This is a genomic window from Streptomyces sp. BBFR51 (assembly GCF_044591655.1).
In the GTDB taxonomy this organism is placed as follows: domain Bacteria; phylum Actinomycetota; class Actinomycetes; order Streptomycetales; family Streptomycetaceae; genus Streptomyces.
On record NZ_CP172448.1, the window covers coordinates 1,693,330 to 1,707,072 of the forward strand.

Consider the following 13,743-nt stretch of genomic DNA (forward strand, 5'->3'; position numbering starts at 1 on the left):
CGCCCACCGCGAAATCAGTCCCGGCGCTCCCCTCCGTCACCGCAGGCCTCCTCGAAGTAGGCCGCGACCTCGACGTGCTCCTGGACGGCCTTCAGCAGGCGGTCCCGCTCCGCGTCGTCGACCTGCACCGGGGCGATCTCGCAGGCGCCGGTGAGCCGGCGGAACCCGCCCCGGCTCTCCAGCCGCCCGAGCACCCGCACCGGCAGCCCGACGAGGTGGGCGTGCCCGGCGATGCGGTAGGCCTCCTCGTCCAGCGTGATCCGTACGTGCGGGACGTCCGCCCCGGCCAGCACGCGCAGCCGTACGGTGCCGGCGCCGCGCGGTCCGGTGCGGCGCATGCGGACGACGGTGCCGGTCAGGCGCACCGGCACGGAGGGCTCCACGCGCAGGTAGCGGGCGGCGGCCTCGCGCAGGGCGGGCAGGTCGCCGGGTGAGAACTCGACGGGTTCGGTGAGGGCGCCGCAGCCCTCGGGGACGCCCGCGGCCGGTGCCCAGCCGACGGCGATCGTGGCGCCCTCCGTGCCCCGGACCAGGGCGACGAGCGCCTCGGTCAGTTCGTGGCTGACACCGGCCGCGACGGCCGAGTCGAAGGCCTCCAAGCCTCCGGTGGCCCTCCGGTAGTCGACGGCCTCACGGGCGGCGTAGAGGGCGTGGTGGAGGCGTACGGCGAGGGGGCGGCCGGTGGTGACCGGCAGGAACGCCGTGAGCCGGCGTCCGCCGGGGGCGGGGCCCACCAGGACGTTCTCCAGGGCGGCGCCGGCGGCACGCCGGTGCCGGGCGCCGTAGTAGCCCGCACGCGCGCGCGTGGCGAGCGCTCCGGCGAGCAGCATCCGGCGGGCGGCGGAGCGCAGCTGTTCCTCCGCGGTCCAGGACGCGGCGTCGCCGGGGCCCGCCGGTACGTCGCGTCCCCAGCGGACCTCGTCGCTGGGCACGGCGAGGGAGAGAAGGATCTCGCGGGCGGCGGGCGTGCCGCTGCGCGAGAGGGCGAGCAGCGCCTCGCCGAGCAGGTCGTCACTGTCGGGGAAGGTCCGGCTGACGGGCACCAGCAGGCTGGTGACGCCCGCGGCCGGGCCGGGCGGGGTCCAGCGGCCGTAGCGGCCCGGGGCGCCGCCGCGCCGCCGCCAGCCGTGCCGGTGGAGCAGGGCGGTCAGCACGGCCGGGTCGACGGTGCCCAACTCGGGTGGCCGGCCGTCGACGGGGGTGTCGTCGAAGGAGTCGGCCGGGTGCGGCCGTACGGACCGCAGGGGTTCGCCGGTCGGGCGGTGCGTCATGGTTTCCCTCCCGTCCCGACCCGCGTCATGATCTCGCACAGCGCCCGGTCGTCGAAGACCCGCGCGGTCGGTATCCGCACAGTGGTGCGCCGCCGGCCGGTGACCGGATGCCCGGCGAGGTTGGTCCAGTAGCAGCAGTGCCTGAGGTCGAGCCGGTCGTGGCCGGCCCGCAGCCACTGGTCCCGGGACCGGGGGACGATCATCACGACGAGGATCTTGTGCACCGAGACGGGGGTGCGGGCGAGCTTCGCCAGGTGGTCGTTGTCGAGCGTGAAGGAGAAGAACCGGCCGGGAGGGCTCGGCGGGATCTGGTACGTGGCCTTGAGCTGCACCTTGATGGTGACCTCGTCGTCGACCGTGTGTCCGGGCGCGCTGTGGCTGACGTGCCAGTCGATGCCGTTGTCCGGGAAGGGCTGGGAGAGCGAGCAGCCGGCCGCCGCGGCGACCGCGTGGAGGTAGCCGACCTGCAAGGTCTCCATGCAGGCGGTGGTGGCGAGAGAGCCGCGCGGGGGCGCCGTGCGCTCGGGCAGCAGCCCGCCCCGTTCGGGCTGCGCTATGGCCATGGCCAACAGCCTTCCAGAACTGATGAATCCCCACTGCGGGTCCGTGAACTGCAAAGACCCGTACTCCTGTTGTGTCCTTCCGGCGTACGGCGCAAACAGCCCGGGTATCACCGAACCGGGACAGAGGACGGCACGTCAGCCGCCGTGCTCTCAAGAGGAGTTGAGTGCCCTATGACGAGCTGGTTCGAGGGGCCGCTGGCCGCCTTCGACACGGAGACGACGGGTGTGGACGTCGAGGCCGACCGGATCGTGTCGGCGGCGCTCGTCGTCCAGGACGCGCCGGGGCTGCGGCCGCGCGTGACCCGGTGGCTGGTGAACCCGGGCGTGCCTGTGCCGCAGGCCGCGACGGCGGTGCACGGACTGACGGAGGAGCACGTTCAGCGCCACGGCCGCTGGCCGGCGCCGGTGATGTACGAGATAGCCGAGGCGCTGGCCGAGCAGGCCCGCGCCGGGCGTCCGCTCGTGGTGATGAACGCGCCGTTCGACCTCACCCTGCTGGACCGGGAGTTGCGCCGGCACCGGGCCTCGTCGCTGGCCCGCCGGCTGGAGCGGACGTCGCTGCACGTGCTGGACCCGCGCGTGCTGGACAAACACCTCGACCGCTACCGCAAGGGCCGCCGCACCCTCACCGACCTGTGCGCCCACTACGGCGTCGAACTGGAGGAGGCGCACGACGCGGCGGCCGACGCGCAGGCGGCGCTGGAGGTCGTACGGGCGGTGGGTCGCCGCTTCCCGGGGCGGCTGGAGCGCCTGAACCCCGCCGAGCTGCACACGCTCCAGGCGGTGTGGCACGCGGGGCAGGCACGCGGACTTCAGGCGTGGTTCGCGCTCAACGGCACCGAGGAGGCGGTGGACCCGGCCTGGCCCCTGCGGCCGGACCTGCCCGCGGCGGCGTGAGCATCGCTTACCGGCCCGCGGAAACGCCGGGGCGGGGGTGTGGGTGGCGGAGCCCCCACTACGCGCGGCGCAGCCGCGCAGAAACAACGAAGCGACGTGGTCCGCGTAGTCTGCGGACACACGTCGCGGTCGCGAGCGTGGGCGATACTGGGTTCGAACCAGTGACCTCTTCGGTGTGAACGAAGCGCTCTCCCACTGAGCTAATCGCCCGGGAACGCAGTGAACAATACAGGGCGGCGCGCGTTTCCATCAAACCGCTTGCCGACCGCCCGCCAGGTGCGCGGCGAGGCCGCGCCGTCCCGCCCGCATCATCAGCCGGTGGTTGGCCCGGAACAGCGGCCGGCCCGGCACCGCGAGGCGGCGCAGCAGCGGCTTGCGTACGACGACCTCCTGGTCGTAGCGGACCAGGGAGCCCGAGCCGCGCGGGGCGACCGTCCACCGCGCCCAGCCCTCCAGGTCGCCGCTCATCACCACCTCCAGGACCCCCGCCGCAGGGTCGCGCCGGCCCTCGCGCAGGGTCGCCGTCAGGTCGTACGGGAGCAGGGAGCGGAAGCGGGCGGTCCCGCTGGTGTCGTCGAGGCGGGTGACCTCGCGCACCTGCGGCCACCAGCGGGGGTAGTCCTCGATCCGTTCCAGTGCCCGGTAGACGTCCGGGGCGGGCGCGGGCAGCGGCCACAGGCTGCGGAATCGGTAATGGTTCCAGTCCACCCGTGCAGTGTGCCCGCGCCCGCCCCCGTCAAGGGCCCGCTACGGCATCCTGTCCCCCAGGAGTGCGAGGTTCTCGATGGCGGCGAGGCCGTAGAGCGCGGTGTCGTTGGTGGAGACCCAGCTCGCCTCGCTGCCCGGTACCAGCGTGAGGGGACCGCTCAGCTTCTCCGTCTTCCAGGGGGCCGACTCCTTGTAGCCGTCGGAGTCGTAGAACTTGTCCCACGCGCGCGTGGCGAGCTTCTCGTCGCCGGTCTGCACGGCCGCGTAGGCGTCGAGGCGCGAGTGGCCCTGGAAGAGGATGAGGCTGCCGAAGTTGGAGCCGTAGCGCTCGGCCTGTTCCGTCTTGGTCGCGTTGAAGTAGCGGCAGTAGTCGTAGTACGCCTCGTTGAACTTCGGCATGTCGACGAGGTCGATGAGTTCCGCGCACAGTTCGTTCAGGCCGAAGACGGCCGACAGGTGGGAGACCTCGACCTTCGGGGTGTCGGCGACGGCGAACCTCCCGGTGTCCAGGTCGTACAGCCCGCTGCCCTGTACGAAGCCGTTGGGCTGCGCGGCGATGGTCTCCATGGTGGACAGGACGCGGTCCCTGGCCTTCTCCCATTTGGGGCCCTTGCGTTCCCACTCGGTCAGCCACGCCGATACCAGGCCGCTCCAGTCGGTGCCGAAGCCGATCGAGAGGGCGTGCCGGTCGGGCGTGTAGGGCTCGGTGCGGATCTTGCGGAGCGGGTCGAGGGCGAGGAACGTCTCGTCGGAGTCGACGTTGGCGTGCATGAGGTCGCCGACGCGCTCGTCGGCCGTGAGGAAGTAGTAGAAGCGCCGGTAGGTGGTGTTGGCGATGCGCTGCTGCTTGGCGCTGTCCGCGTAGTGCTGGACGCCGTGCCGGGTGCCGAGGCCGGCCCATTCGCCCAGGTGGTAGACGTCGACCTCGCCGGTGTGCCGGGTCATGGCCTCGGCGAAGCGGAAGATGTCGGCGCGGCCGGAGCGCAGGTAGGCGTACCAGAGCCAGAGGTCCGGGGAGAGTTCGGAGTTGTCCCAGGCGTAGCCGCCGACGTCGTAGCGCCACGTGTGCCGGGCGGCGTCGTAGGTGTGCATGATGTCGCCGTAGTCCCAGAAGCCGTACCAACGGCGGGTCTCCACCTGATCCTTGTAGTAGGTGAAGAGGAAGTCGAGGTGGTCCTCGATCCCGGCCTTGGCGGGGGTGGAGCGGTCGGGTTCGGAGTAGAGGCCGGGGCCGAAGACCTTGGACTTGATGAGCTGCTTGGGCGGGGCGGCCAGTTGCGGCAGGACGCGCACCGCCTCGACCTGTTCGGCGAGCCGCTCCGCGCTCGGGGTGGCCGCGTTGGCCCAGAACAGGAGTTCCGAGGTGCGGGCGATGCCGTAGGGGGTGCCGAACCCGGGCTCGTAGTCCTCGTAGGTGATGTTGAGGCCCTCGAGCTGTTCGGGGAACGTGTCCTGGCCCATGCCGTCGTGGTAGAAGCGCAGGTCCATGGGCTGGGCCTCGGGCGACCAGAGCCAGAGGGTGACCTCGGCCTCGTCGGTCCGGGCGTCGCGGATGTCGAGCTGGGCGGGGTGCTTCTCCCAGAAGTCGCGCAGCCCGAAGGAGAGGCCGCCGCTCGCGCCGCCGACGTAGCCGAAGCCGGAGGCGCGCCGTCCGCCGCCCGCGCCGATCCAGCCGTGGCCCTTCTTGGTGCGCTTGCGCAGGGTGAAGCCGTCGGCGGAGAGCTGGGAGAGGGTGTAGTCGCCCCACTCGGGGATGTACTTCAGGCGAGTGGTGACCCGCTGGTCCCAGGTGGCGGGGTCGGGCAGCTTCTCGCCGGCGAACTGCGCGGCCTGCACGGCCGCGCCCGGGTCGCGGCGCAGTCCGGTGATGCCCTTGACGGCCTCGCGCAGCAGGCCGGTGCCCTCGCCGCCGATGCGGACGTGGCGGTCGTAGGCCTCGTCGCGCATGGGCACGGTGAAGCGGACGCCGAGGCCGCGGATGAAGTCGCCGCTCGCCTTGCCGGGCTCCTGCTTCCCGTCGAACGTGATGGTGTGCACCATGCGGAAGGAGTCGGCGCCCGCGTAGAAGTAGAGGCGGACGGAGAAGGGCAGCCAGCCGCGGTGGCCCTTGCGGTGCTTGCCGTCGATGCGGACGACGGCGCGGACCGGGCCCTCCTGTTCCACCTTCACCTCGTCGATCGCGCCGTCGAAGCGCTCGTACTTGACCGTGCCCTGGTCGCCGTCCTCGATCTCGGGCTGGCGCAGCAGGACGAGGCGGCCGTTCCTGGCGATCTCGGTGGAGCCTCTGGTGACCGACTTGATCAGTGTCGAGCCCGACGTGCCGATTCTCGCGGTGATGACACCGGTCGATATGTCGATGGTGCCGCCGTGCCGGTCGACGGTGACCTTCTTGGCGGGGGCGGCGGGGGTACCGGCGGCCAGGGTGAGCTTGCCGTTGCCCGAGCCGACGGCGTGCGCGGTCCACTTGAGGGAGCCGTCCGGCCAGTGGGCGAGGGGCCACGACTGCACGGGTACGGCCTTGCCGTCGGCGTCCGTGACGGCGAACGACTGGTCCTCCTGGAAGGTGCCCTTGGGCCAGGGGACGCCGACGGTGGAGCCGGGGGCGGCGCCGAGGCCGCCGTCCTCGAGCCAGGTCAGGGTGACGGGGCTGTCGTCGGCGGCGCGGGCGGCGGGCGCGGCCTGCGCGTTCTTCGTACCGAGGGCCCAGCTGAACTGGGCGGCGGCGCCGGCGACGGCGGCCGCCTTGAGAAGGGACCTGCGGGGGATGGGGGACATGGCCTTTCCTTTCCGTGCGGGTGTGCAAGGGGTCAAGGGCATGGCTGTGCGAGGTGTCGTCGGTCGCGTCAGGTGTCGTCGGTCGCGCAGGGATGTCAAGGGCATGACAGCAAGAGCACGGCACCGGAGCGCCGGACCGGTACGGAAGCGCCGCCCGTCAGCGCCGCCGGTAGCGCTCCTCCACGGCGACGGCCGCCGCGGCGACGGCGCCCAGGACGGCGACGGCCAGCGGAGCGCTGAACCAGGCGGAGCAGGCCACGACGGCCAGGCCGCCGACGATCAGGAAGGAACCGGCGGGGTCGAGCACGGTGCGGCGGCCCGCCCCCGCGAGCAGGGCCCGCCAGGAGGAGCCGGGCCGCCAGGCCGCCGCCGCGCGCAGCCCGGCCACGGCGGCGCCGATCAGGGCGAGCACCCCGACGGCGCCGACGAGCGGGCCACCCGGCAGGCCGCTGCGTACTGCTTGCACGTCCACCCACACCGCGGCCAGGGCGATCCACCCGGCGACCCCGACGAGCCACCCGCGGCGCACCGCCGCCCGGTAGTCGGCCACGAACTCCCGCCAGCCGCCGCTCTCGTGGGCCAGCCGGCGCCCGAGGTGCCGTGCGCCGGCCGCGAAGGCGGCGGGGTAGGTGACCAGCGGCAGCGCGGCCACCGCGATCCACACGCCGGTGAGCAGGCACTCGGCGAACAGGGCGAAGCCCTGGGCGAGCCGGGACCCCCCCGGCTCCGGACGGGCCTCGGCACGCGCCTCGGTCATGATCGGTTCACCTCAGCCCTTCAGCCCGGACGTCGCCATGCCGTCGATCAGATAGCGCTGGAAGGCCAGGAAGAAGGCGAGGACGGGCAGCAGGGCGACGAGTGACATGGCGATCATGCCGCCGTAGTTCGCCAGCCCCTCCTGGTCCACGAACATCTTCAGGCCGAGGGAGACGGTGTACTTGCTCGGCTCGTTGAGGTAGATCAGCGGGCCCATGAAGTCGTTCCAGGAGTTGATGAAGGTGAAGATCGCGCTGGTGATCAGGGCCGGCCGGCACAGCGGAAGCACGATCGACCAGTAGATGCGCAGGTGCCCGCAGCCGTCGAGGCGGGCCGCCTCGTCCAGTTCCCTGGGCAGGTTGCGCATGAACTGCACCATCAGGAAGACGAAGAACGCCTCGGTGGCCAGGTACTTGCCCAGCAGGAGCGGGGTGTAGGTGTTGATCAGGTCCATGTTGCGGAAGAGCACGTACTGCGGGATCAGCAGCACGTGGTACGGCAGCAGCAGGGTGCCGATCATCAGCGTGAACAGCAGGTTGCGGCCGGCGAACCTGATCTTGGCGAAGGCGTACGCGGTCAGCGAGCAGGACACGACGATCCCGATCACCGAACCGATCGCGAGGAAGAGCGAGTTGAGGAAGAAGGTGGAGATCGAGATGTCCGCGATGCCGTCGGCGAGGCTCGTGTAGTTGGAGGTGATCGGGTCGCCCGGGAAGAGGTCCAGGCTGCCGACGATGTCGCCGCTCTCCTTGAAGGAGCCGCCGATCACCCAGAGCACCGGGTAGAGGATCACGGCGAGGATCGCCAGCGAGCCGAGGTGCCAGGCGAGCGACCCGGGCAGTCTGCGCCGGAGCGCGGCCGCCTTGGGGGACGGGGACGGGGCGGGCGCGCCGTCGGTGGCCGGCGTGACGTCGGTGGCCTGCGCGCTCATCGGCCGCCCTCCTCGTAGTGCACCCAGCGCTTCTGGGACCAGAACAGCACCGCGGTGACCAGGGCGACCGCGACGAGCAGCATCCACGCCATGGCGGAGGCCAGGCCCATGCGGCTGTTCTCGAAGCCCTGGACGTACAGGTAGCAGGTGTAGACCATCGTGCCGTCCGCGGGACCGCAGGCGTTGCCTCCGGCGCCGCCACCGACGATGTAGGCGGAGCTGAAGATCTGGAAGGAGTGGATGGTCTCCAGCAGGACGTTGAAGAAGAGGACGGGGGAGATCATCGGCAGAGTGATGTTCCAGAACTGCCGCAGCTTGCCCGCCCCGTCGACGTCGGCCGCCTCGTACAGCTCGCGCGGCACCTGCTTGAGGCCGGCCAGGAAGATGACCATGGGGGCGCCGAACTGCCAGACGGTCAGCGCCACCAGGCTGTAGATGATCAGCTCCGGGTCGCCGGTCCAGCCGCCGGCGTCGAGCCCGAAGAACTGCTGCGTACGGTCGACGATCGCGTCGTCCGTGAAGATCGCCTTCCACACGATCGCGATGGACACGCTCGCACCGATCAGGGACGGCGCGTAGAAGGCGGCCCGGTAGAAGGCCTGACCGCGCCGCTTCTGCGCCAGCAGCAGCGCGACCCCGAGCGCCGCGATCAGCTTGATCGGCGTGCCGACCACGACGTACCACAGGGTGATCCGGACCGAGTGGCGCCAGCGCGGGTCGCCGAACATCTCGGAGAAGTTGTCCAGGCCGATCCACCTGGGGGCGTCGAACAGGTTGTAGTCGGTGAACGCGAAGTAGAGCGAGGCGACCATCGGTCCCGCGGTCAGCAGCAGGAATCCGGCGATCCAGGGGGACATGAAGAGGTAGCCGGCCAGGTTCTCCCGGCGGCCCCGCCGCTTCAGTTCGGCGGGGCGCGGGGACTTGTGCGGACCGTGCCGCGGCTCGGAGTCCCGCAGCCCCTCCATCGCGGGGGCGTGTGTCACGGCGCTTCCCATCAGCCGACGAGAGCCGTCTTCGACTCGGTGAAGAACTGCTTGACGGCGTCGTCGACCGACCGGGAGCCGAGCGCCATCTCCTCGGCGATGCGCAGGAACGCGGCCTCGCAGATGTCGGCCCCGTTCGGGTGCGGGGTGATCTCCTCCAGGACGCCCGCCTCGACGAGCGACTCCTCGTAGGCGGCGATGGCCTTGTTGACCGGGTCGGTCGGCCGGTACGCGTCGTACTGGGCCTGCGTCGTGGGGACACCGCGGTCATAGCCCATGATCTTGGCGACCTCGGGGTCGTGCACCATGAAGTCGATGAACTGGGCGACTTCCTTCGGGTGCTCGGTGCGCTTGTAGCCGCTGAGCATCAGCGAGCCGAGGTACTGGCCGGTCCGCTTGCCGTCCGTGGTGGGGATCGGCGCGAGTCCGTACTCGCTCTTGCCCTCGGAGGTGTAGCGGACGGTGAAGTTGTCCCAGGTGAACTCGCTGCCGGCGAGTTCCGCGGACAGGGCCGACTTGGGCTTGATCTGGGCGACCTTCTTGGCGTCGGCGAAGAGTCCGGACTTCACACCCTTCTCCGCCTTGGTCCACCACGTGGTCAGGTCCGCCTCGGTGAAGCCGAGTCCGTCCTCGGTGAAGAAGGCCTTGCCGTTCTGACGCAGGTACAGGTCGTAGAGGTACATGACGCCGTACATGCCGCTGTCGCCGGCCCGGCCCGTCTTGTCGCGGATCTTCGTCATCGCCTCGTCGAAGTCGTCCCACGTCCAGCCCTGTTCGGGCTTGACGCCGGCCCGGGTGTAGACGGGCTTGTCGATGACCAGGGCCATCGAGTTCGAACCGACGGGCACGCCGAGGAGTTTGCCGTCGATCTCGCCGAACTTCTCCAGACCCGCGCGGAAACCGTCCATGGCGAGGTTTCCCGCCTTGACCTGCTCGCTCAGATCGAGCAGGACATTCTTGGCATCGTATTTCCGGAGAAAACCAATGGCATTCTGGAAGACGTCCGGTGGATTCCCCCCGGAGGCCTGTGTGTTGAACTTCTTCCAGAAGTCGGTGTACGGCTGAAAGTCGGTCTTGACCTTGATCTTCGGATACTTCTTCTCGAAGAGCGCGATGGTCTTGTTGATGCGTTCCGCCCGGTCCTCGGCACCCCACCAGGAGTAACGGATCGTCACCGTTCCGTCTCCCGAGCCGCTGCCGCCGCCGCACGCGGTGGCCGTGGCGCCCAGCCCCGCGACGGCCAGCGAGGCCCCGGCCGCCTTGAGGACCGTCCGCCTCCCGGTCTGCCTCTCCGCCGCCCTCTTCGCATTCCCGCCCTGCTGCATACGAGCCTCCCCGCGACGTCGCGTCCGCCTCATGAATCGTTTCAAGTAAGCGCTTGCTGGCACAAGGTACGGAGGGCCCGGAGGCGCGTCAATGATTCGGACAGGAATTGATGGGCGCGGGCCAGGACCTGCTTGGACGCCCCACCCGGACGCGCTGTTCGGCGGCCCGGAGAACACCCAGGTCGGCGCGGCGCGACCGACGGGCCGAACGCCGTGGGGCCCGTGACGGGCCGCGGCACCGAAGGTCACGGTTGAATGAACGCGAGCAGAAGCGGAACGGCCGCGCGAGCCCTTCGGGCACCCCGCGGGCCCTTCGGGCGCCCGGGGACGGGCTGCCGGGCGCACCGCACGACAAGGCGGCCCGGCTCACGATCGTGAGCCGGGCCGCCTGATGATCCGGTGGGCGATACTGGGTTCGAACCAGTGACCTCTTCGGTGTGAACGAAGCGCTCTCCCACTGAGCTAATCGCCCGGACGCAGGAAGAACATTACCCCATGTCAGGCACGCCCATGACCAGCGGGGGCCGCGACGGCGCACCCCCGTGGACGATCACTGGTCCTTGATCTTCCAGGGCATCTGGAGGCCGAACTTCCACAGGTAGATCCCGGCCAGCACGGCGATGATCACCACACCGATCGAGGTCAGGATGATGTTCCGCCGCCGCACCTTCGGATCGAGGGCACGCTGCGCCGCCTCGGTGACCTTGCGCTTGGTCCAGCGCAGCACCAGCTGGGCCCAGACGAACTCGGTCGCCCAGATCGCCATGCCGCCGAAGATCACGACCCAGCCCGGTCCGGGCAGCACCAGCATGGCCACGCCGGCCACCACGACCGCCAGGCCGACGATGAAGACGCCGACCTGCCAGCTGATGTGCAGCGCACGGCGCGCCTTGATGAATTCCGGTGCCCGCGAACCGAGCGCGCGCTCGGCCGTGGCCTCGTCCGTCCCCGTACGGTCTGCCGCCACGGCCGCCTCGCCCGGCTTGTTACTCCCCGTGTTCATACGGCCAAACACTACCGGAGCGAAACCTGTCACCGGAATGGGCGCACGACCCGAACGATCTCTCGGCCGGAAGAGCTACGTAAACACACGCAAAACACTCAGAGGGGTTTACAACGGCACCGTAGGTGGCATGTCGATTTCGCCGACGTGCGAATCCCCGAGCGCACACTGAGCGAAAGGCCCTGGCGCTTATGAACACCACGGTCAGCTGCGAGCTGCACCTGCGCCTCGTTGTGTCGAGCGAGTCCTCCCTGCCTGTCCCCGCAGGCCTGCGGTACGACACGGCCGACCCCTACGCCGTGCACGCCACCTTCCACACCGGAGCCGAGGAGACCGTCGAGTGGGTGTTCGCCCGCGACCTCCTCGCCGAAGGTCTCCACCGCCCCACCGGCACGGGCGACGTCCGTGTCTGGCCGTCCCGCAGTCACGGCCAGGGCGTCGTGTGCATCGCTCTCAGCTCCCCGGAGGGCGAGGCACTGCTCGAGGCCCCGGCGCGGGCCCTGGAGTCCTTCCTGAAGCGCACAGACGCCGCCGTGCCCCCCGGCACGGAACACCGGCACTTCGATCTCGATCAGGAGCTCTCGCACATCCTGGCGGAAAGCTAGGGCGGGGCCCCGCGTGAAGCCGCCCGTCGCCGTCGACTCGGGGTGACGGCACGGGCCCGGACAACCGCATACGGCACACACCGGCGTCGTCGCCGCGGATCTCCGCGGCGGCGGCGCCGCTGCGTGCGCGGCGACGGGGAACGAAGGCGGGCCTGCCGCCGTTGTAGGGGCAACCGACGACCGGGACCGGCTCGCGGCCGGTTCGCCCGCCGCGCGAGCCACTACCATCGGCCAGCATCGGCGGGCGCCCGCCCGACCCCCAGGCCAGGGAGCGAAACGTGCTGATCACCCACGACACCCGGTGCGCGCTCGACACCGTGGTGGATCTGGTGAACACCGTGCCGGAGGACGAAGCGGCTCCGGACGGGCTGGCGGACCTCGCGGCCCTCCAGGAATTCGTGGGAACGCACGACATCAGCGACGTCGGAGTGCTCTCGGAGCTCGATCTCTCGGCGGTGCGCAGGATCCGTGGGCGGTTCGCGGCGGTCTTCGCCGCCCCCGACGCCCGGACCGCGGCAGGGCTGATCAACGACCTGGTCGCGGCGGCCGGCACGACGCCCCGGCTCACCGACCACGACGGCTACGACTGGCACATCCACTACTTCGCGCCCGGCGCCTCCGTCGCGGACCACCTGACCGCCGACTGCGGGATGGCGCTGGCGTTCTTCGTGGTCGCCGGGGAGCAGGAGCGGCTGCGGCGGTGCGAGGCCCCCGACTGCCGGCGCGCCTTCGTCGACCTCTCCCGCAACCGCTCGCGGCGGTACTGCGACAGCCGCACCTGCGGAAACCGTTTGCACGTGGCCGCCTACCGGGCCCGGCGCAAGGAGGCGGCGGGCTGACGCCACCTCTGCGGACGGCGCTCGTGCAGATGTCTTGAGGGCGACGCGGCCCCCGGCGGGTGGCGCCGGGGAGCGCGGGTACGGCTCACAGCAACAGCAGATCGTGCAACGAAGCCATGAGCAGCAGACACCCGATCACCGCAAGGAAGATCATGAGCGGTGGCTGGGAAAGGGCGAAGAGGCAGCCGCGTGGTTCGTCCTGCACCCGCGCGGTTTCGCTCTGTCTCGTGTCCAGCTGGGGATCCAGCTGAGTGGTGTCCGGCATCTCGCCGCGATGATGACTCAGCGGACGGGGTCTACGCGATCAACACGCCCGTAAAGACCGGGAGTTCGTTGAATGTCGCAATCTCCGGTCGGATCGTGATCATTCCGGAGCGCGCTCTGTCGGCCTGGGACCGCTGTGTCGTTTCAGTCCGCATCAGCGGCGACGGACTTCATATCCCGTGCTTCTTGAGGATGGCCTCGATGTCGCTGAAGTCCTCCTCACCACCGCGGGACGCCTTCGCCGGCCGGGACGGGGGCGCGGGCTCGGCGGCCGGGCGGGCGCCCGCGCCGAGGGAGGGCGCGGAGGCCGCCGGCGCCACCGCGTCGCGCTGTGCGGCGGCCCTGGCCGCCTTGCGCTCCTTGCGGGTGCCGCCGCGGCGGCGCTCCACGGCGCGGGTCGTCATGAAGAGCACCCAGGCCACGCCGAGCACTCCGAAGCCGGCCCAGGCCACGGGGCTGAAGGCGGTGTCGGCCAGCCACTCCACGACTCCGGTCATCACCAGGCCGATCGGGACCAGTGAGTAGGCGGCGATGCGGGCGGCGGCGAGAAAACGCTTGCGGTACGCGGTGACCGCCGCGATGCCCAGGCCCGCCGCGGACACCGCGGAACAGACGGTCTCGGCAATCATCCGGTCCTCCAGGCTGGGCTCGGTCGCGCATGAGTACTTCGTCCCTTCCATCCTGCACCGCCCGGACGCCGAGAGGCCATGCCGGGGGACGGAGATCAGGGAGATCTAGGGGTCGGCTCTCAGGGTCGGCTCCACCCCAGGTGTTGTGAACGGCGTACGACGCCGGTTGGGGTGCGGCCTTGTGGGCTGGGAGG

Annotated in this window: 14 protein-coding genes and 2 tRNA genes; 3 read left to right on the forward strand and 13 right to left on the reverse strand. The window is 70.7% G+C overall.

Annotation, left to right across the window (positions count from 1 at the left end):
- Positions 1 to 14: 14 nt before the first annotated feature.
- Positions 15 to 1,271 carry a hypothetical protein gene (locus ACGH7X_RS07590; protein WP_399882879.1) on the reverse strand — a complete coding sequence of 419 codons (1,257 nt, stop codon included), beginning with the start codon at positions 1,269 to 1,271 and terminating at the stop codon, positions 15 to 17.
- Complete coding sequence (locus ACGH7X_RS07595; protein WP_399882881.1) at positions 1,268 to 1,834, reverse strand: DUF4365 domain-containing protein; 567 nt, start codon at positions 1,832 to 1,834, stop codon at positions 1,268 to 1,270. The genes ACGH7X_RS07590 and ACGH7X_RS07595 overlap by 4 nt, the downstream gene beginning before the upstream one ends.
- A gap of 171 nt (positions 1,835 to 2,005) precedes the next feature.
- On the opposite strand from ACGH7X_RS07595, the gene ACGH7X_RS07600 reads away from it, so the two are divergent.
- Positions 2,006 to 2,731 (forward strand): 3'-5' exonuclease, encoded by a 726-nt coding sequence (locus tag ACGH7X_RS07600; RefSeq protein WP_399882883.1) that lies wholly within the window; start codon positions 2,006 to 2,008, stop codon positions 2,729 to 2,731.
- Positions 2,732 to 2,869: 138 nt separating this feature from the next.
- Here the strand turns inward: ACGH7X_RS07600 and ACGH7X_RS07605 are convergent.
- The 9 genes from ACGH7X_RS07605 to ACGH7X_RS07645 all read right to left on the reverse strand — a co-directional run bounded on the left by ACGH7X_RS07605 (position 2,870) and on the right by ACGH7X_RS07645 (position 11,212).
- A tRNA-Val gene (locus ACGH7X_RS07605) sits at positions 2,870 to 2,941 on the reverse strand.
- Positions 2,942 to 2,980: 39 nt separating this feature from the next.
- Entirely contained in the window at positions 2,981 to 3,439 is a 459-nt protein-coding gene (locus ACGH7X_RS07610; protein WP_399882885.1) for an SRPBCC family protein, read from the reverse strand.
- 39 nt (positions 3,440 to 3,478) lie between these two features.
- The gene (locus ACGH7X_RS07615) at positions 3,479 to 6,214 is read right to left on the reverse strand and encodes a Tat pathway signal sequence domain protein (RefSeq protein WP_399882887.1); all 2,736 of its coding nucleotides are present in this window, start codon (positions 6,212 to 6,214) and stop codon (positions 3,479 to 3,481) included.
- Between the two features lie 157 nt (positions 6,215 to 6,371).
- Positions 6,372 to 6,971 (reverse strand): hypothetical protein, encoded by a 600-nt coding sequence (locus ACGH7X_RS07620; RefSeq protein WP_399882889.1) that lies wholly within the window; start codon positions 6,969 to 6,971, stop codon positions 6,372 to 6,374.
- 12 nt (positions 6,972 to 6,983) lie between these two features.
- Positions 6,984 to 7,901 (reverse strand): carbohydrate ABC transporter permease, encoded by a 918-nt coding sequence (locus tag ACGH7X_RS07625; RefSeq protein WP_399882891.1) that lies wholly within the window; start codon positions 7,899 to 7,901, stop codon positions 6,984 to 6,986.
- Positions 7,898 to 8,896, reverse strand: a complete 999-nt coding sequence (locus ACGH7X_RS07630; RefSeq protein WP_399882893.1) for a carbohydrate ABC transporter permease — start codon at positions 8,894 to 8,896, stop codon at positions 7,898 to 7,900. The genes ACGH7X_RS07625 and ACGH7X_RS07630 overlap by 4 nt, the downstream gene beginning before the upstream one ends.
- Positions 8,896 to 10,209 (reverse strand): ABC transporter substrate-binding protein, encoded by a 1,314-nt coding sequence (locus ACGH7X_RS07635; protein WP_399882895.1) that lies wholly within the window; start codon positions 10,207 to 10,209, stop codon positions 8,896 to 8,898. The genes ACGH7X_RS07630 and ACGH7X_RS07635 overlap by 1 nt, the downstream gene beginning before the upstream one ends.
- 400 nt (positions 10,210 to 10,609) lie before the next feature.
- Positions 10,610 to 10,681 (reverse strand) — tRNA-Val (locus ACGH7X_RS07640).
- A gap of 78 nt (positions 10,682 to 10,759) precedes the next feature.
- Positions 10,760 to 11,212 (reverse strand): TIGR02611 family protein, encoded by a 453-nt coding sequence (locus ACGH7X_RS07645; protein WP_399882897.1) that lies wholly within the window; start codon positions 11,210 to 11,212, stop codon positions 10,760 to 10,762.
- Between the two features lie 191 nt (positions 11,213 to 11,403).
- Here ACGH7X_RS07645 and ACGH7X_RS07650 point away from each other — a divergent pair, with 191 nt between their 5' ends.
- Together ACGH7X_RS07650 and ACGH7X_RS07655 are read left to right on the forward strand one after the other, a co-directional pair.
- Positions 11,404 to 11,817 carry an SsgA family sporulation/cell division regulator gene (locus ACGH7X_RS07650; RefSeq protein ID WP_004002642.1) on the forward strand — a complete coding sequence of 138 codons (414 nt, stop codon included), beginning with the start codon at positions 11,404 to 11,406 and terminating at the stop codon, positions 11,815 to 11,817.
- A gap of 278 nt (positions 11,818 to 12,095) precedes the next feature.
- Entirely contained in the window at positions 12,096 to 12,656 is a 561-nt protein-coding gene (locus ACGH7X_RS07655) for a CGNR zinc finger domain-containing protein (RefSeq protein WP_399882899.1), read from the forward strand.
- An 85-nt stretch (positions 12,657 to 12,741) separates the two neighbouring features.
- Here ACGH7X_RS07655 and ACGH7X_RS07660 read toward each other — a convergent pair whose 3' ends face one another.
- Positions 12,742 to 12,921 carry a hypothetical protein gene (locus ACGH7X_RS07660; RefSeq protein ID WP_399882901.1) on the reverse strand — a complete coding sequence of 60 codons (180 nt, stop codon included), beginning with the start codon at positions 12,919 to 12,921 and terminating at the stop codon, positions 12,742 to 12,744.
- A 169-nt stretch (positions 12,922 to 13,090) separates the two neighbouring features.
- On the reverse strand, positions 13,091 to 13,549 hold the full coding sequence (locus tag ACGH7X_RS07665) for a hypothetical protein (RefSeq protein WP_399882903.1): 459 nt from the start codon (positions 13,547 to 13,549) through the stop codon (positions 13,091 to 13,093).
- Between the last annotated feature and the right edge of the window lie 194 nt (positions 13,550 to 13,743).